This window comes from Janthinobacterium sp. SUN118, from assembly GCF_030397695.1.
Taxonomy (GTDB): domain Bacteria; phylum Pseudomonadota; class Gammaproteobacteria; order Burkholderiales; family Burkholderiaceae_D; genus Janthinobacterium.
Map to the genome: position 1 here is coordinate 373,171 of NZ_JAPUBV010000001.1, position 17,247 is coordinate 390,417.

Genomic DNA, 17,247 nt, shown 5'->3' on the forward strand with positions numbered 1-17,247 from the left:
TGCCGGACCATCCGGTAAAATGGCGGCCTGCACAGCGGCAATGATCAACTCCAAGGAAGACTATGAAACTCGTTCGTTATGGACGTCCAGGCAAGGAAAAACCGGGCCTGATCGATGAAGAAGGCAAACTGCGCGACCTGTCCGGCGTGATCGTCGATATTGATGGCGCGCAACTGTCCGACAAGGCCCTGCGCAAGCTGGCCAAGCTCGACGAAAAGACGCTGCCCCTGGTGCGCGGCAACCCACGCTTCGGCGTGCCGCTGGCCAAGGTCGGAAAATTCATCGGCATCGGCCTCAATTACGCGGACCACGCGGCCGAAGCGGGCATGCCGATCCCCGCCGAACCGATCGTCTTCATGAAGGCGATCAGCTGCCTGAATGGCCCGGACGACAATGTCGTGTTGCCGAAGGGCTCGAAAAAGACGGATTGGGAAGTGGAGCTGGGCGTGGTCATCGGCACGCGCGCGCAATACGTGAGCGAAGACGATGCGCTGAAATACGTGGCCGGCTACTGCGTCGTCAATGACATTTCCGAGCGCTCGTTCCAGCTGGAACGGGGCGGCCAGTGGGACAAGGGCAAGGGCTGCGACACCTTCGGTCCCGTCGGCCCATGGCTGGTGACGCGCGATGAAGTCATCGACGAGCAGGACCTGGACCTGTACCTGGAAGTCAACGGCAAGCGCATGCAGACCGGCAATACGCAAACCATGATCTTCACGGTGGCGCAGATCGTCAGCTACCTGTCGCAATTCATGACGCTGGAACCGGGCGACATCATCGCCACGGGCACGCCGCCGGGCGTGGGCCAAGGCCGCAAGCCGCAGCGCTTCCTGAAAAAAGGCGACAGCCTGCGCCTCGGCATCGCCGGCCTCGGCGAGCAGCAGCAGGACGTGGTCGCCTGGACCGCCTGATGGCCGGTAGCGATATCGACCGCTTGCCGCCGCTGCCGCCGGACCAGCTGGACCAGCAGCAGCGCGCCGCCGCGCAAGCCATCATCGATGGCCCGCGCGGTGCCCTGTACGGCCCCTTCGTGCCGCTGATCCGCAGCCCCGAGCTGATGGAAACGGCGCAACGCATGGGCGAGTACCTGCGCTACCGCAGCGCCATCGGCACGCGGCTGTCGGAACTGGCGATCCTCGTGACGGCGCGCCAGTGGGACCAGCAGGTCGAGTGGGCCATCCACGCGCCGCTGGCCGTGCAGAATGGCATCGCGCAAGCGGCCGTGGACGCCATCGCCGCGCGCCGCGCGCCCCCTGCCCTGAAAGAGGACGAGCAAGCCGTGCATGACTTCTGCATCGAGTTGCAGCAGAACAAGCGGGTCGGCGATGCCACGTATGCGCGCGCGCTGGCCCTGTTTGGCGAGCACGGCGTGGTCGACTTGATGGGCATCAATGGCTACTACACCCTGTTGGCCATGGTGATGAATGGCGCGCAGACGGCCGTGCCGGCATTGGGCGTGCCGCCGTTGCCGGCCTGATTGGCGCGGTTTTTGTGGAAGATGGACAAATTGTAATAATATTGCCGTTATTCAATATATAATTTTGCTTCCCTTCCATTGCGAAAAAGCTCAATGAAAACTCGTCCGTGCTTCACCCTGATGGGCCGCGCCTGCCTGGCGCTGGCCCTTTCTTTTTGCCCATTGATGATGGTCAATGCCGTCGCGGCGGAAACCAGCGCCGCGCCCAGCGCTTCCGCGCTGGAAAACTCCGTCGTCAAGGTGTTTTCCACCCTGCGCCGGCCCGACCCGTACAAGCCGTGGAGCAAGGCCGCGCCCCAGGATGTGACGGGCTCCGGCGTCGTCATCGATGGCCGCCGCATCCTGACCAACGCGCATGTGGTCGGCTACGCGAGCCAGGTGCAGGTGCAGGCCAACGGTTCCGGCGACAAGATACCGGCCACCGTGCTGGCCATTTCGCGCGGCATGGATCTGGCCTTGCTGAAACTCGACGATGACAGTTTTTTCGACAGCCACAAGCCGGCGCCGCGCGCCAATGTCTTGCCCGACGTGCGCGATGCCGTGCTCGCGTATGGCTACCCGCTGGGCGGCACCTCGCTGTCGATCACCAAGGGCATCGTCTCGCGCATCGAGTTCGTGCCCTACCGCTTTCCCGCGTCCGGCCTGCGCATCCAGATCGATGCGGCCATCAACCCGGGCAATAGCGGCGGCCCCGTGATTGCCGGCGACAAGATGATCGGCCTGGCCTTTGCGGGCGCGCAAAATGCGCAAAACATCGGCTACATCATTCCGAACGAGGAAATCGAACTGTTCCTGCGCGAGCAGGCGGCGGGCAAGACGGACAAGGATGGCGAAGGCAAGCCGGCCATGTTTGACGTGACGCAAACACTGGAAAATCCCGCCTTGCGCAGCCTGCTCAAACTGGGCAAGAATGTGGAAGGCGTGGTGGTCATGTCGCCGCTGAAAAAAGATGCCGGCTACCCGCTGAAAGAGTGGGACGTCATCACGCACATCGGCGACTCGGCCATCGACAACCAGGGCATGGTCAAGCTCAATGCCAACAGCCGCGTGCGCTTCCAGTACCGCGTGCAGCAGGTGGCGAGCCATGGCGCGGTGCCGCTGACGCTGGTGCGCAATGGCGCCGTCATGAAGGTCAGCCTGCCCGTGTCGGCGCAGCGTCCCATGCTGATCGGCGACTTGCAGGGCGATTACCCTTCGTATTTCATCTATGGCCCCATCGTCTTTTCGCGCGGCACGGCTGAATTCCTCGCCTCGGCCAGCAGCAATGCGACGACGCTGGCCGCCATGAGTTTTTATGGCAATCCGCTGGTGACGCGGCGCGGCGATGCGCCCGATGCGGCGCGCGAGGAACTGGTGGTGATCGCCGCGCCGTTTTTCCCGCACAAGCTGATGACGGGCTACAGCAATCGCTTTGGCGCCGTGGTGCAATCGATCAATGGCGTGCCCGTGCGCAGCCTGGCGCACCTGGTGACCTTGCTGCGCGACCAGACCGATGAGTTGCTGACGATACGCTTCGACCAGCACGGCGGCGAAACCATCGTCGTGCCGCGCAAGGAGATGCTGGCGGCGACGGAATCGGTATTGACGGACAACGGCATCCGCTCGGAAGCGTCGCCCGACATGCTGAAAATCTGGCAAGAAAAAACGCCGGCAGGCAAATAAGCCTTCGGCGTCCGTGATACTGGCAGGCATGGCGCACGCCATGCCTGTTTGACCTTAAGCCACTACTTTTTTCAGCCACGCGCCGATGGCGTCGATCTCTTCCTGGCACAGCGAATGCTGCATCCGGTATTCATGCCATTCCACCTTGTAACCCATGCCGGTCAGCAAGTCGCGCGACTGTTGTGCGCGGCCCAGCGGCACCACGGGGTCGTCCGTACCATGCGCCATGAAGATCGGTGTTTCCAGGCTGGCCGGCGTGCGTTCGGCAGCCGTCTTGTCGGCCAGCGGCAGGTAGCCGGACAGGCACATCAGGCCGGCCAGCGGCTCCGCATGGCGCAAGCCCGTCTGCAGGGTCATGGCGCAGCCCTGGGAGAAGCCGGCCAGGATGATGCGGCTGGCGGGAATGCCGCGCGCCTTTTCGCGCGCGATCAGCGCCTCGATCTGCGCCTGCGAGGCGCGCAGGCCGGCTTCATCCTCGCGACGCACCAGGTCGTTGACGAGGATGTCGTACCAGGCGCGCATCACATAGCCGTTGTTGATGGTGACGGGCATGGTGCCGGCGCTGGGGAAAATGAAGCGGATGGCGGGGCAGCCGCGCAAGTCGAGTTCTTTCACCAGGGGCACGAAGTCGTTGCCGTCGGCGCCCAGGCCGTGCATCCAGATGATGGAAACGGTGGGGTGCGGTGCGCTGTCGAGTTCTATGGTTTCCAGCAAGGTGCTCATGTATTTTCCTCAGGTAAAGGTTGCGCCGGACGCAGCGCCGATTTGGGACGGAAGGCCTTGCAGATGGCCGTGTCGGTTTCCATGTAGGGGCCACCGATGAGGTCGATGCAATACGGCACGGCGGCAAAGATGCCGTTTACCAATTGATTTCCATCAACATCCTTCAAGCCTTCCAGGGTTTCCTTGATGGCTTTCGGCTGGCCCGGCAAGTTCATGATCAGGGCGGCGCGCTCGGGCGTCTCGCGGATCACGGCCACCTGGCGCGACAAAATGGCCGTCGGCACGAAGCGCAGGCTGATCTGGCGCATCTGTTCGCCGAAACCGGGCATTTCCTTGGTTCCCACGGCCAGGGTCGCGTCCGGCGTCACATCGCGCCGCGCCGGGCCCGTGCCGCCCGTCGTCAGGATCAGGTGGCAATGGTTCAGGTCGACCATGTCGATCAGGGTGTTTTCAATCTGCGAGCGGTCGTCCGGAATCAGCCGCTTTTCCAGACGGAACGGCGTGCGGATGGCGGCCGAGAGCCAGCTTTCCAGGGCAGGGATGCCCTGGTCTTCATACACGCCGCCGCTGGCGCGGTCCGAGATCGACACGAGGCCGATAATCAATTCGTCTTCGATGGTGGTGGGCATCTTGCACCTATAGAGTCTGGAGTGGCGTAAAAACAATAAAACCGGGATTATCCCGGTTTTTTGTCCATCCCTGCGTTTCGGACGGCCGATTATTCGTCGTCTTCTTGCTCAACGCCATCTTCGTCAGCATCATCCTTGCCGCCGTTTTGCTTCTTGGCGATCTGTTTCAGGATCTGGAAGATTTCGCGGTAGGCTTTTGGCGGCTTGTTCTCGGCCTGCTCCTTGCGGGCATTGCGGATCAGGGTGCGCAGGTGCTGCACGTCCAGTTCCGGGTTTTCCGACAGCAAGACGGTCAGGGCTTTGTCATCCGTCAAGAGCTTGTCGCGGCGGCGTTCCATCGCGTGCATGGCGGCCGTGTCGGCTTTCGACAAGCCTTTCCAGCTATCAATGGTGCGTTGGATGGCGGCAACTTCTTCCTCATCCAGGGTGCGCATCTTCTTGCCCACGTATTGCAGCTGGCGGCGGCGGCCTTCGTGATCCTTGATCAGCTGGCATTCGAGGATGGCGTCGCGTACGTCTTCCGGCATCGGGACGCGCTTGACGCGGTCGCGTGCTTCATTGACGAGTTCTTCGCCCAGCTTTTGCAGGACGGTCATCTGGCGCTTGAGTTCCGATTTCGACGGACGTTCATATTCCTGTTCGAATTCGGACGATTGGAAGCCGCAAGCTCCCCGGTTTGGATTTGGCATGATATATAAGGCGGGAGAGGACTTGTGGACCGCTCCTGTAAACTGTAAACGACTGCTATGATAACCTTTTTAGCGGCTTTCCGAAGAAAACAGCACATGAACGACTCCGTATTTACCCATAGCCAAGAGCAATTGAAGCAACTTGCCCGTGATGTGTTGTCTTTTGCGCGGGAAGCGGGCGGCACCGACGCCGCCGTCGAAGTCAGCGAAGGCGGTGGCCTGTCTGTTTCTGTACGAAAAGGCAAGATCGAGACGATCGAGCAAAACAAGGACAAGGGCATGGGCGTGACCGTGTTTGTCGGCAAGAAGCGTGGCAATGCCAGCACGTCCGACTTTTCGCCGTCGGCCCTGCGCGCCACCGTGGATGCCGCCTACAACATCGCCCGCTTCACGGCCGAGGACGATTGCGCGGGCCTGGCCGATGCCGAGCTGCTGGAAATGGCGCCCCGCGACCTGCAGCTGTTCTATCCGTGGCTCATTTCCGCCGAGGAAGCTGTCGTGCTGGCCCAGCGGGCCGAAGCGGCCGCGTTTGCCGTCGACCCGCGCATCACGAACAGCGAAGGCGCCGGCGTGCACGTGCAGCAATCGCATTTCGTTTCCGCCAATTCGCGCGGCTTCATCGGCGGCTACCCGTTTTCGCGCCACACGCTGTCCGTGGCGCCCATCGCCGGCAAGGGCGCGAAGATGCAGCGCGACGACTGGTATTCGTCCGTGCGCGATGCATCGAAAATGTCGAGCCCGGAAGCCATCGGCCGCTATGCCGCCGAACGCGCGCTGTCGCGCCTGAATGCGCGCAAGCTGGGCACGCGCACCTGTCCCGTGCTGTTCGAGGCGCCGTTGGCGGCCGGTTTGCTGGGTACCTATGTGCAAGCGACCTCGGGCGGCGCGCTGTACCGCAAGTCCACTTTCCTGCTCGATTCCCTGGGCACGCAGGTGCTGCCCGATCACCTGCAGATCTTCGAGGATCCGCATGTGATCGGCGGCGTCGGTTCGGCGCCGTTCGATGAGGAGGGCGTGAAGACCGTCAGCCGCGACGTAGTCAAGGATGGCGTGGTGCAAGGGTATTTCCTGTCGACCTATACGGCCCGCAAGCTGGGCATGCAGACGACGGGCAACGCGGGCGGTTCGCACAATCTCTACCTGACGTCGTCCCGCACGGCCGCCACCGACGATTTCGTCGCCATGCTGAAAAAGCTGGGCACGGGCTTGCTGGTGACGGAACTGATGGGGCAAGGAACCAATTATGTGACGGGCGACTATTCGCGCGGCGCCTCCGGCTTCTGGGTGGAAAATGGCGTGATTCAATACCCGGTGGAAGAAATCACCATTGCCGGCAACATGAAGGACATGCTGCGCAATATCGTCGCCGTCGGCGCCGACGTGTTGCGCCGCGGCACCAAGCAGACGGGTTCCATCCTCATCGAGAGCATGGTGGTGGCCGGCGGCTGAGCGCTGCCAGCTCCTCCTTCCGCAACAAGGCGCCGTGGGCGCCTTTTTTCTTGTCCGCGTGCTTTCTGCTCCGTGATCCTGGCGTCATACGGGTGAAATATTCGCTTCGTATGATGGCGCCATCTGACGTTATTTGCGCAAATTAGATGCTTTTAATGTAAGTAGGCCGAACTTCGTGATATTTCATGCAAGATGCGAATCTTGCCCATCACGCGTCGTTGTTGATCCAATCCTGCATAGTGACTCTTTCCATGACCTACTCCCGTACCCGCATCGCCCGCGCGGTGGCCCTGTTGTGTGCCATGCACGCCGTCTTCGCCAGCCAGGTGCATGCCGATGGCGGTGCGCCCGCCGTTTCCGCGTCCGCCGGCGATGCCCTTGAGGCGCCGCAAGCCGTGATCGTCACGGGCACGCGCGGCAGCAACCGCACGCAGTTCGACACCATGGCGCCCGTCGATGTGTTCAACCGCGAAGATATCGGCGCCGTCGAGTCGTCGGACTTGAACGATGTGCTGGCGCAACTCGTACCGTCGTACGTGGTACAGCGTTTGCCGATGGCCGATGGGCAAGTCTTCGTGCGTCCTGCAACCTTGCGCGGCCTGTCGCCGGACCAGACCCTGGTGCTGGTCAACGGCAAGCGTTTCCACCGCAGTGCCCTGCTCGGCGCGCGCGGCGCGCAGGCGGCCGACCTGGCGCAGATTCCCGTGTCCGCCATCAAGCGCATCGAGGTGTTGCGCGACGGTGCCTCGGCCCAGTATGGTTCCGATGCGATCGCGGGCGTGATCAACATCATCCTCGACGATACGCTGGGCACGGAACTCTCCGTGCACCATTCGCAATACTCGGAAGGCGATGGCAAGGGTAACGAGCTCAACCTGAAAACGGGCTTTACGTTTGGCGAGACGGGCAAGGCGACGATTTTCGGCGCGCTGGCCAAGTCCGACCCCACTTCGCGCACGCGCCAGCGGGCCGACGCCATTGCTTTCCAGAACGCGCATCCGGAGCTGAAGGTGCCGAATCCCGTGCAGCGCTGGGGCCAGCCTGAACTCGACAGCAAGCGCCTCGGCTTCAATGCCAGCATGGCCCTGTCCGACACCACGGAGCTGTACGGCTTTGGCCTGTTCAGCCGCAGCGACGGCACCTCGGACTTCAACTGGCGCAACCCGGACACGAGCACGGGCGCGTACAAGACCAGCAGCCTGTTTCCCGGCTGGGACTTGCGCAGCATCTATCCGCTCGGTTTCAGCCCCAGCTATTCCAATGACCAGGACGACCTGCAAGTGGTGGCCGGCGTGCGCGGCCGCTTCAACGACCGCTTCGGCTGGGATGTGAGCGCGTCCTACGGCCGCAACCGCATCGATTACCACTTGGCCAATTCCATCAATGCCTCGATGGGGCCGACCAGTCCTACGGCGTTTTACCTGGGCCAGCTGTCGCAGGCGGAAAAGATCCTCAACGCCAATTTCAACTACGAATTACCGGTGGCCTCCTTGCCGCAGCCCGTCAATATCGCGTTTGGCGCGGAAGCGCGCAACGAAACCTATGGCGTGCGCGCCGGCGATGCGGCGTCCTACCTGGTGGGACCGGGCGCGGCCATCGGCCTCGATGCGAACGCCAACGGCGCCCCCGGTTTCAGCGACCGCCAGGCGGGCAGCTGGGGCCAGGACAGCTATGCGGCCTACCTGGACGTGGAAGTGCCGTTGAGCCGCGCCTGGAGCGTGGGCGGCGCGGCCCGCTATGAGCATTTTTCGGAATTCGGCAGCACCGTCAACGGCAAGTTGTCGGCCCGCTACGCGCTGAGCGAGAACTTCGCCTTGCGCGGCTCCTACTCGACGGGCTTCCGCGCGCCGACGCCGGGCCAGTCGAATACCAACAGCACGAATCAGGGCCTCGATACCAAGACCTTGCTGCTGTTTACCAGCGGCCGCCTGGCGAATAACGATCCGCTGGCCATCCTGCTCGGCGCGCAGGCGCTGAAACCCGAAAAATCGAAGAACCTGTCGCTGGGCTTTACATGGAAGACGCCGGCCGGTTTTTCCGGTTCCGTCGACGTGTATGACATCAAGGTCAGCGACCGCTTCAGCACGTCCGCCGCGTTCGCCGTGCCGGCCGGCGTGGCCAACCCGCTGCGCTACACCTCCGTCAGCTATTTCACGAACGACTTCGACACCACCACGCGCGGCATCGATATCGTCGGCAGCCACCTGAGCCGCATCGGCGACGGCAAGCTGAACCTGACTCTCGCCTACAACTACAACACGACGCAAGTCGATGGCGGCAAGTCCAGCCTGGTCACCAATCCTGCCCAGCGGCAAGTGTTCGAAGAGCGCCTGCCGCGCCAGAAGGCCACCATCAGCGCAAACTATGATCTCGGCAGCTGGAATACCCTGGCCCGCGTGCGCTACTATGGCGCCTGGACGGACAATTCCGGCAATGCCACGGGCGATATCTTCCAGCGCTTCGGCGCCATGCAATTTCTCGACCTGGCCGCCAGCTACAAGATCAGCGAGCAGCAGTCGCTGCGCGTGGGCGTCGACAATGTGCTGGACAAGTATCCCGATGAGGCAACGTTCCAGGCCAGCCGCGGTCTGATTTACTCGCGTAATGCGCCGTACGACACGGATGGCCGCAACCTGTATGTGGAATATAAAGTGAAGTTCTAAGCGTCACATTCTAAGGGGCACTTTTTGAAAATGAATCCTCAACGCCGCGCGCTGCTGTGCGCCGGTTCGCTGGCGGCGGCACTGCCGTTTGCCGCCAGCGCTGCGGGCGCCGCCGGCGCCGCGCCGCTGGCGGCCGCCTTGCCGCCGCTGCCAACGGTTGCGCCCGGCACCATGCCGGACATGCTGGCAACAGACCAGGCTTACTGGCAAGCCGTGGCCGCGCAATACGACACGACCGATGCGGTCGTGCAACTCGATAACGCCTTCTGGGGTTCGATGGCCAGGCCCGTGCTGGCACATTACGAGCAGCAACTGGCCATGGTCAACCGCGACAACGCTTGGTATGCACGCATGCGTTTTCCCGCCGATTTCGAGGCGGCGCGCGCGGCGGCGGCGAAGGCGCTGGGCGTGGCTACCGATGAAATCGTGCTGACGCGGGGCGCCACGGAAGCACTGCAAGTGCTGATCGCCGGCTACAACCGCTTGCAGCCCGGCGATACGGTGCTGTACGCGGACATCGATTACGACAATATGATCACCGTCATGCGCTGGCTCAGGCAGCGGCGCGGCGCCGACGTGGTATCGATTGCCATACCAGAACCGTTTACGCATGACAACGTCGTTGCCGCCTATGTGGCCGCCATGGACCGTCATCCCAAGCTGAAGCTGATGCTGCTCACGCATGTGAATCACCGCAACGGCATGGTCTTGCCCGTCGCCGAAATCAGCCGCCTGGCGCGCGAGCGGGGTATCGATGTCATCGTCGATACGGCGCATGGTTTCGGCCAGCTGGGCATGACGATTCCCGACCTGCAGGCGGACTTTGCCGGCATCAACCTGCACAAATGGATAGGTGCGCCCGTGGGCGTGGGCGCCGCCTACATCAAGCGGGGCAGGGTGGCCGATATCGACCCGTATATGGGAGAAACGGCGGGAGAGGATATCCGCACGCGCGTGCACACGGGCACGGTCAATTTCGCTGCCTACCTGAGCTTGCCGACGGCGCTGGACTTGCATGCGCACATCGGCGTGGCCAACAAGCAGGCGCGGCTGCGGCTATTGCGCAACCGCTGGGTGGACGCGGCGCGCGGCATCGACGGCATCGAGGTGCTGGCCTCAAGCGACCCGCGCCTGACGAGCGCCATCGCGTCGTTCCGCCTGAAGGGCAGGACGAGCGTGGCCGATAACTTTGCCTTGTCGAAAAAACTGGTGCAGGAACACGGCATCTTTGCCGTGCCGCGCGACGGTCTCGCTTCCGGCGCTTGCCTGCGCGTGACGCCAGGCATCTTTACGCCCGAGTCGCACCTGGACAAGCTGGTGGAGGCCTTGCGCCAGGTGGCGAAAGGCTGAGAGAAGAGCGCGGCCCGTCTGCGAGGGGCGGGCCGGGTGACGGCGGTGAGGCTTAGGCGCGCAGGGTAGCCAGGATCGGTTGCAGCACGGCAGCTCCCAGGGCGGCGCTGCGGGCACCGCTCCAGCCCGTTTGCGGGTCCGGATCGTTGGCGTTGTCCTTGAACGGCAGTTCCAGGGTCAGCGACAGGCAGCCGAAGGCGTGGGTGATGTGGGGCGAACCCATGGTCAGCACTTCCGGCGTGAACGGGCCGTCTTCATAGCCGTGTTCATCCTGGAAGTCGGGGCTGGCCACCTTGAAGTCGGCGATGAAGCGGTCTTGCTCGGCTTTTTGTGCTGGCGTGAAGTTTTCCAGCGCATCGCTGCCGGCCACGAACACGTACGGCAAACCTTCGTCGCCATGCACGTCGAGGAACAGGTCGCAGCCGATTTCATGCATCTTCTGTTTCACCAGGAACACTTCTGGGCTGCGCTCCATCGTCGGCGTCATCCATTCGCGGTTCAGGTTGGCGCCGGCCGCGTTGGTGCGCAGGTTGCCATGCACGGAACCATCCGGGTTCATGTTCGGCACCACGTAGAAGACGGCGTCTTGCAGGCATTGGCGGGCAAATGGATTGGCCTGGTCCAGCAGCGCCTCGAGCATGCCTTCGACAAACCATTCGGCCATCGTCTCGCCCGGGTGCTGGCGCGCAATGACCCAGACTTTCTTCTCGGCATCGGCATCGCCGACCACCAGCAGATTCATGTCGCGGCCTTCCACCGTGCTGCCCAGGTCGATCAATCGCACCAGCGGCGACGCTTGCGCGCTGTCGATCAGGGCCAGGTGGCGGTCCCATGGGTACGGTTCGAAATAGGCGTAGTACACGCTTTCCTCTTCCGGCGTGTGCGCGATGGTCATCACGGTGCCGTCAAAGCTGGTCGGCACGCGGAACCACGTTTCGCGGTCGTAGCTGGCGACAGCCTGGTAATCCTTCCAGCCGTCCGGGTAGGCCGACTTGCCTGCATTCATGAAGCGGATCGTGCACGCCTCGCCCTGTGCGCCTTGCAGGCGGAAATAAAACCACTGCGTGATGTCGGCGTGGGAATCCTTGCGAATGTTCAGCTCGATGGATTGGGCATCGTCGGCGCGCAGCACTTCGATCGCGCCGGCATCGAATTGCTGGCTGATTTTAATGGTCATGAGTGTTCCTGATAAAAACAAGAGAGGTTTTGCATCGTGTGCAATGGCGCGATGATACCTGTTTTGTCTGCGTCTTTGTGCTGGCGCAAACGACGCGCGATGCGCTTTGCTAAGGTGATAGCTCGAACATCGGGAGATCATCATGGACGACAACGGTAAACACATACGCGAGCTGGAAAAGAAAGTCAGCGCCCTCAGCGACGCGCTGGCGCACCTGGGCAAGGGCACGACCTTGCAGGAATTGCTGCGCATCCTGCGCTTTCCCGGCTACACGACGCCGGCCGAATTCACCTTCAATGCCGCCATCCTCGACACCATGCTGGTGCAGGCCAATGCGCTGGAAAAGCTGGGGCAGGATTTGCTGGCCGGGGCGAAACAGGTCGTCGTCAAGTAATGAGCGTCTGATGAATCGTCTGATGAATCGTCTGATTAATCAGCGCCTGTTGCTGCACGCCTGCCGAACGCCTGCAAAATGTTCGGGGCCCGGCGCAGGGCCGCAGGCAGCACAAACGTAGGCCCGGGCCCTGCAACGCCGCCATGGACGTTTTCTCAGGTGTTCAACCCGCCGAAACGTTCGTAGAACCACGGCTCCACATCGGGCGCCTGCGCATCCTCGCGCCGCAGGGTGGCCAGGATATGCTCCTCGGCGGCCGCATACGTGATGCGGTACAGCGCGCGCGCCAGCGCGTAGGCCTGCGTGCCGGGCCACGGTTCGGGCAGCAGCTCGACGGGCAGTTGCGGATCGTGCAATTGCACGCGGCGGTAGGCGTGCGTCAACAGTGAGCGGATGACGAACGCTTGTTCGGCGTCGAACACGGGGTTGTCTTGCAGCAAGGTCAGCAGCGGCTGGAAGCTGGCGATGAATTTTTCATAGCCGGCCATCACTTCCGACAAATCCCAGCATTCGCCCACCATGTCGCGCAGCGGGCGCGTACTGACGCCCGGCAATTCTGTGGTGTGGCACACATACAGCTTGCCCTGCACTTCGTTGCGCGCGAGGATATCCTCGAGCGCTTCCGCATTGCTGGCCGGATGGCCGAAGATGCCGGGCGCGATCAAGCCATAGCCAGCCCACAGCAATTCCTTGCGCAGGGCGCCCCGTTCGGCGGCGCCGATGCTGCCGGCCGGGCCGATCACCAGTGTCCAGCTGCCATCCCAGTGCGCGACCAGCGGCGCATAGATGCGGCGGTAGGCGCGCTCGAAGCGGGCCAGCGCGTCGGGACGTATCGTATAGGCGCTGCGGCGGCCATCCCTTTGCGAGCTGAGCCAGCCTTCCTGCGCCAGGCGGAACACGCTGGTGCGCAGCAAGCGGTCGTTGACGCCGAACGGCGCCAGCAATTCGATCAGGCTGCCGAGCCAGATGGCGCCGCCGCGCGGCACGATGGCATCGCCGAAAATCGTCATCACCAGCGACTTCGAGCGGGGCGGGTCGGTGGCGAGGAAGGCGGCTATCCATGCGCTGCAAGCGGTGTTCTTCATGTGGTCCTGGTCTGGCCGTATTGGTCGTTTCAATAAAAGCAGCAGTTTACTTTGCCATGCGCCGGGGCGTGGACTATTTTTTCACATCATACCTCCGTAAAAGGCTCATAAGATACGGATTTATGAAATGATTCAAATCAAGTGTATGCAAATCGTTTTATGTATCGTATTATCCGTGTATCGCTTTGCGCTATAGCAAAGAAACACGACATGGGAGACACATCATGTACGCACAAATGGTTGAAACCGGCCTCAAAAACGTCCGCTCGATCGACGACATGGGATCGGAAGAACGCGCTTTTCAGGCGCGCATCGACGAAGGCATCAAGATCGAAGCCAAGGACTGGATGCCGGACGCCTACCGCAAGACCCTGATCCGCCAGATTTCGCAGCACGCCCACTCGGAAATCGTCGGTCAATTGCCTGAGGGTAACTGGGTCACGCGCGCGCCTACCCTGAAGCGCAAGTCCATCCTGCTGGCGAAGATCCAGGACGAAGCGGGCCACGGCCTGTACCTGTACAGCGCCGCGGAAACTCTCGGTGTCTCGCGCGACGAGCTGCTGGCTGCCTTGCACTCAGGCAAAGCCAAGTATTCCAGCATCTTTAACTATCCGACCCTGTCGTGGGCCGACATGGGCGCCATCGGCTGGCTGGTCGACGGTTCCGCCATCATCAACCAGATTCCCCTGTGCCGCTGCTCGTATGGCCCGTATGCACGCGCCATGATCCGCGTCTGCAAGGAAGAATCGTTCCATGCGCGCCAGGGTTACGACATCATGATGTCGCTGTGCAAGGGCACGCCCGCGCAGAAAGCCATGGCGCAGGATGCGCTGAACCGCTGGTGGTGGCCTTCGCTGATGATGTTCGGCCCGTCCGACGCCGCTTCCGTCAACAGCGCCCAATCGGCGCAATGGCGCATCAAGCTGTTTTCGAACGATGAGTTGCGCCAGCGCATGGTCGACCAGACCGTGCCGCAAATCGAATACCTGGGCCTGACCGTGCCCGACCCCGACCTGAAATTCAATGCCGAAACGGGCCACTACGAATTCGGCGAGATCGACTGGTCCGAGTTCAACAATGTCTTGAAGGGCAATGGCCCGTGCAACCGCGAGCGCCTGCAAACGCGCGTGAAAGCGTATGAGGACGGCGAATGGTTCCGCGATGCCTTGGTCGCGTATGCAGACAAGCAAGCCGCTAACAAAGCGGCAGCGTAAACAGATAAGACAGATAGGGGAGAGCAACATGAGCAAAGAATGGCCATTGTGGGAAGTTTTCATCCGCAGCCAGCACGGGCTGGCACACAAGCATGTGGGCAGCCTGCACGCTTCCGACGCCACCATGGCGGTCAACCATGCGCGCGACGTCTACACGCGCCGCAATGAGGGCGTGAGCATCTGGGTGGTGCGCGCAGCCGACATCGTCGCCAGCAGCCCCGGCGACAAGGGCGCGCTGTTCGAACCATCGAACAGCAAGGTGTACCGTCACCCCACCTTCTTCCCGATGCCGGAAGAAGTCAAGAACCTGTGATGGGAGCGCCTGCGATGGATGACAAGGTCAATTACCTCCTGCGCCTGGGCGACAACGCCCTGGTCCTCAGCCAGCAGCTGTCGCAGCTGTGCGGCAAGGGCCCGGCGCTGGAAGAAGACATGGCGCTGACCAACGTGGCGCTGGACCTGCTGGGCCAGACGCGCTTGTGGTTCAACTATGCGGCCGAACTGGAAAACGCGGGGCGCGACGAGGACGATATCGCCTTCCTGCGCGACGCCCACGACTTCAAGAACTGCCTGCTGGTCGAGCAGCCGAACGGCAATTACGCCGACACCATGATGCGCCAGTTCTTCTTCGACACCTGGCACTACTTCCAGCTGCTGGAACTGACGAAATCGGCTGACGCGCGCATCGTCGAAGTGGCGCAGAAGTCGATCAAGGAAGTCACGTATCACCTGCGCCGCAGCGGCGATCTTGTTGTGCGCCTCGGCGACGGCACGGAGCAAAGCCACGCGAAAACGCAGGCCGCGGCCGATGCGCTGTGGATGTACACGGGCGAGATGTTCAAGTACGACGCCGTCGATCAGGCCATGGTCGCCGCCGGCATCGCACCACCGTCCGACATCCTGCGCCAGGCTTTCCTCGAGCACGTGGCCGAGATCTTCGCCGAAGCCACCCTGGCCATGCCGGCGCCGGACGCCTGGATGCAAAAGGGCGGCAAGCAGGGCACGCACACGGAGCACCTGGGCTTTATCCTGGCCGAGATGCAGTTCCTGCAGCGCGCCTATCCCGGGGCGGAGTGGTAATGAACACGGCCACGGCAGCGCTGGACGCCGCCCAGGTCTGGGCCTGGCTCGGCGACGTGCCGGATCCGGAAATCCCCGTCATTTCAGTGGTGGACCTGGGCATCGTGCGCGCCGTCGAAGTCACGGACGGCGATGCGTGCATCGTGACGATCACGCCCACGTATTCGGGCTGTCCCGCCATGCAGGTGATCGCCGATGCCGTCACGGATGCCTTGCGCAGCCACGGCGTGGCCAAGGTGACCCTGGTGAACCAGCTGTCGCCTGCGTGGACCACGGACTGGATGAGCGAGGCGGGCAAGGTCAAGCTGCAAGGCTATGGCATCGCCCCGCCGCAGCAGCAGGTGATCGACATCAGCGGCTTGCGTGGTGGCGTCAAGCGCCAGGCCATGCCAAGGCTGGACGTGATCTGCCCGAACTGCGGCTCGACGCATACGCAGCTGACCAGCCAGTTCGGCTCCACGCCGTGCAAGGCCCTGTACAAATGTCTCGACTGCCGCGAACCGTTTGATTACTTCAAGTGCCACTAGCCACGCTAAAACAAGGCACGAAGAAACTGGAGATGAAGCATGAGTAAATTTTATCCGCTGTCCGTGGCAAACGTGCGCAATGAAACGCGCGACACCATCGCCGTCACGTTCGCCGTGCCGGCCGAGCTGGAACAGCAGTTCCGCTTCCAGCAGGGCCAGCACCTGACCCTGCGCGCCAATATCAATGCGGAAGACGTGCGCCGCTCGTATTCGATCTGCTCGGCGGTGCAAGACGGCACCCTGCGTGTGGCCATCAAGCGCACGCCGGGCGGCGCTTTTTCGACCTGGGCCAACGACACCCTGAAAGCGGGCGCCACCATCGAGGTGATGCCGCCCATGGGTCACTTCAACGTGCCGCTCGACTGCGTCAACCGCAAGCACTACCTGGCTTTCGCGGCCGGCAGCGGCATCACGCCCATCCTCTCCATCATCAAGACCACCTTGCTGACGGAACCCCTGAGCCGTTTCACGCTGTTTTACGGCAACCGCGCCTCGTCCTCCGTCATCTTCAAGGAAGAATTGACGGACTTGAAGGATGTGTACCTGGAGCGCCTGAACCTCGTGTATGTGATGAGCCGCGAGCAGCAGGACATCGAATTGTTCAACGGCCGCATCACGCAGGAAAAATGCGAGCAGTTCCTGCAGCACTGGATCAAGGTCGAGGACTACGACAACGCCTTCATCTGCGGCCCGGAAGACATGATGCTGGGCGTCTCCGCCGCCCTGCAGGCGGCCGGCATGCCGAAGCAGAATATCAAGATCGAACTGTTCGCCGCCAGCATCCCGAAAAACGCCCACAAGCCGCGCGCCCAGCTGGACGCGGGCGTCGTGCAGGAAACGGAAGTGACCGTCATCATGGACGGCAACCACACCACCTTCACGATGGACAAGGACAAGGAATCCATCCTCGACGCCGGCCTGCGTCAGGGCATCGACATGCGCTACTCGTGCAAGGGCGGCGTGTGCTCCACCTGCCGCTGCAAGATCCTCGACGGCAAGGTCGAGATGGACGTCAACTATGCGCTGGAAGATTATGAAGTGGCGCGCGGTTTCGTCCTCAGCTGCCAGAGCTTCCCGCTGACCGACAAGGTCGTCGTCGACTTTGACCAGGCAGAATAAAGCCGGCGC

The 17,247-nt window shown here is 62.4% G+C and carries 17 protein-coding genes; 12 read left to right on the forward strand and 5 right to left on the reverse strand.

What is annotated here, in order from left to right; translation table 11 throughout:
• Positions 1–62 precede the first annotated feature (62 nt).
• From O0880_RS01755 to O0880_RS01765, 3 genes are all read left to right on the forward strand, one after another.
• The gene (locus tag O0880_RS01755) at positions 63–911 is read left to right on the forward strand and encodes a fumarylacetoacetate hydrolase family protein (RefSeq protein ID WP_071321916.1); all 849 of its coding nucleotides are present in this window, start codon (positions 63–65) and stop codon (positions 909–911) included.
• Complete coding sequence (locus O0880_RS01760) at positions 911–1,477, forward strand: carboxymuconolactone decarboxylase family protein (RefSeq protein WP_289884733.1); 567 nt, start codon at positions 911–913, stop codon at positions 1,475–1,477. The genes O0880_RS01755 and O0880_RS01760 overlap by 1 nt, the downstream gene beginning before the upstream one ends.
• A gap of 93 nt (positions 1,478–1,570) precedes the next feature.
• Complete coding sequence (locus O0880_RS01765) at positions 1,571–3,139, forward strand: S1C family serine protease (protein ID WP_289884734.1); 1,569 nt, start codon at positions 1,571–1,573, stop codon at positions 3,137–3,139.
• Between the two features lie 54 nt (positions 3,140–3,193).
• Here the strand turns inward: O0880_RS01765 and O0880_RS01770 are convergent, their stop codons facing one another.
• From O0880_RS01770 to yjgA, 3 genes are all read right to left on the reverse strand, one after another.
• Positions 3,194–3,862 (reverse strand): alpha/beta hydrolase, encoded by a 669-nt coding sequence (locus O0880_RS01770; protein WP_289884735.1) that lies wholly within the window; start codon positions 3,860–3,862, stop codon positions 3,194–3,196.
• Positions 3,859–4,491, reverse strand: coding sequence for a molybdopterin adenylyltransferase (gene mog, locus O0880_RS01775; protein ID WP_071321921.1), 633 nt, complete (start codon positions 4,489–4,491; stop codon positions 3,859–3,861). The genes O0880_RS01770 and mog overlap by 4 nt, the downstream gene beginning before the upstream one ends.
• 89 nt (positions 4,492–4,580) lie before the next feature.
• Positions 4,581–5,180, reverse strand: coding sequence for a ribosome biogenesis factor YjgA (gene yjgA / locus O0880_RS01780; RefSeq protein ID WP_071321922.1), 600 nt, complete (start codon positions 5,178–5,180; stop codon positions 4,581–4,583).
• 96 nt (positions 5,181–5,276) lie between these two features.
• Between yjgA and pmbA the strand changes: the two genes are divergently transcribed.
• The 3 genes from pmbA to O0880_RS01795 all read left to right on the forward strand — a co-directional run bounded on the left by pmbA (position 5,277) and on the right by O0880_RS01795 (position 10,642).
• Positions 5,277–6,629 (forward strand): metalloprotease PmbA, encoded by a 1,353-nt coding sequence (pmbA, locus tag O0880_RS01785; RefSeq protein ID WP_071321923.1) that lies wholly within the window; start codon positions 5,277–5,279, stop codon positions 6,627–6,629.
• A gap of 251 nt (positions 6,630–6,880) precedes the next feature.
• A complete protein-coding gene (locus O0880_RS01790) occupies positions 6,881–9,292 on the forward strand; it encodes a TonB-dependent receptor (RefSeq protein WP_289884737.1) in 2,412 nt (803 codons plus the stop codon).
• A gap of 30 nt (positions 9,293–9,322) precedes the next feature.
• Positions 9,323–10,642, forward strand: coding sequence for an aminotransferase class V-fold PLP-dependent enzyme (locus tag O0880_RS01795; protein WP_289887267.1), 1,320 nt, complete (start codon positions 9,323–9,325; stop codon positions 10,640–10,642).
• Positions 10,643–10,694: 52 nt separating this feature from the next.
• On the opposite strand, the gene O0880_RS01800 is transcribed toward O0880_RS01795, so the two are convergent.
• On the reverse strand, positions 10,695–11,819 hold the full coding sequence (locus O0880_RS01800; RefSeq protein ID WP_289884738.1) for a M14-type cytosolic carboxypeptidase: 1,125 nt from the start codon (positions 11,817–11,819) through the stop codon (positions 10,695–10,697).
• Between the two features lie 142 nt (positions 11,820–11,961).
• Here O0880_RS01800 and O0880_RS01805 point away from each other — a divergent pair, with 142 nt between their 5' ends.
• Positions 11,962–12,213: a hypothetical protein gene (locus O0880_RS01805; protein ID WP_071321926.1), complete on the forward strand. Its 252-nt coding sequence runs from the start codon at positions 11,962–11,964 to the stop codon at positions 12,211–12,213.
• A 155-nt stretch (positions 12,214–12,368) separates the two neighbouring features.
• Here the strand turns inward: O0880_RS01805 and paaX are convergent, their stop codons facing one another.
• Positions 12,369–13,298, reverse strand: coding sequence for a phenylacetic acid degradation operon negative regulatory protein PaaX (gene paaX / locus O0880_RS01810; RefSeq protein WP_289884739.1), 930 nt, complete (start codon positions 13,296–13,298; stop codon positions 12,369–12,371).
• Between the two features lie 224 nt (positions 13,299–13,522).
• On the opposite strand from paaX, the gene paaA reads away from it, so the two are divergent.
• The 5 genes from paaA to paaE are packed head-to-tail and all read left to right on the forward strand — an operon-like array spanning position 13,523 to position 17,238.
• Positions 13,523–14,512 carry a 1,2-phenylacetyl-CoA epoxidase subunit PaaA gene (paaA, locus tag O0880_RS01815; protein WP_289884740.1) on the forward strand — a complete coding sequence of 330 codons (990 nt, stop codon included), beginning with the start codon at positions 13,523–13,525 and terminating at the stop codon, positions 14,510–14,512.
• A gap of 28 nt (positions 14,513–14,540) precedes the next feature.
• Entirely contained in the window at positions 14,541–14,825 is a 285-nt protein-coding gene (paaB, locus tag O0880_RS01820; protein WP_034746356.1) for a 1,2-phenylacetyl-CoA epoxidase subunit PaaB, read from the forward strand.
• Positions 14,825–15,592 (forward strand): 1,2-phenylacetyl-CoA epoxidase subunit PaaC, encoded by a 768-nt coding sequence (paaC, locus tag O0880_RS01825; RefSeq protein WP_289884742.1) that lies wholly within the window; start codon positions 14,825–14,827, stop codon positions 15,590–15,592. Before paaB ends, paaC begins: the two co-directional genes overlap by 1 nt.
• Positions 15,592–16,119, forward strand: coding sequence for a 1,2-phenylacetyl-CoA epoxidase subunit PaaD (paaD, locus tag O0880_RS01830; protein ID WP_071321930.1), 528 nt, complete (start codon positions 15,592–15,594; stop codon positions 16,117–16,119). Before paaC ends, paaD begins: the two co-directional genes overlap by 1 nt.
• A gap of 39 nt (positions 16,120–16,158) precedes the next feature.
• Positions 16,159–17,238 (forward strand): 1,2-phenylacetyl-CoA epoxidase subunit PaaE, encoded by a 1,080-nt coding sequence (paaE, locus tag O0880_RS01835; RefSeq protein ID WP_289884743.1) that lies wholly within the window; start codon positions 16,159–16,161, stop codon positions 17,236–17,238.
• Positions 17,239–17,247: the final 9 nt, after the last annotated feature.